Origin of the sequence: Pseudoalteromonas sp. T1lg24 (genome assembly GCF_002964745.1) — a bacterium.
GTDB classification, from domain to species: Bacteria; Pseudomonadota; Gammaproteobacteria; order Enterobacterales; family Alteromonadaceae; genus Pseudoalteromonas; species Pseudoalteromonas spongiae.
In genome coordinates this window covers 1-421 of the sequence record NZ_PQCB01000027.1, presented here as the reverse complement: position 1 = coordinate 421, position 421 = coordinate 1, and the positions used below count along the sequence as shown (strand labels likewise).

Annotated in this window: 1 rRNA gene; it reads right to left on the bottom strand. The window is 34.4% G+C overall.

What is annotated here, in order from left to right:
* Positions 1–85: ribosomal RNA gene (gene rrf / locus C2M30_RS12290) — 5S ribosomal RNA — on the bottom strand; the annotation flags it as partial.
* Positions 86–421: the final 336 nt, after the last annotated feature.

The following is a 421-nucleotide window of genomic DNA, read 5'->3' as shown; positions in this document are numbered from 1 at the left end:
AACCCACACTATCATCGACGCTGTTTCGTTTCACTTCTGAGTTCGGCATGGGGTCAGGTGGTTCCAAAACGCTATAGTCACCAAGCAAATCTGGTTGACTTAAGAGCTTGTCTTAAATCTAAATCTGGAAAACTGTCTTTTTATCTCAATTCGTAAAGTTTCTACTTTAGTACTTTGCTCTTTTTGAGCTATTCAACTTCTGCCGGTTATAAACCACTTTGGCGTTGTAACCATACAACCCAAAATGGTTTGCATCGTCAAAGACAGTTTTTAACTCCGCCAGAAGTTAAATATTGAATACTAAAGTAGATACCAACATTAAAATTAATTAATGCGGCATATTTTCTTTACTTTATTTTGAGAACTCTAAATTAAATATTGCACTTACTAAGTAAGTACTTAATTTAAAGTTTGTCAGCTT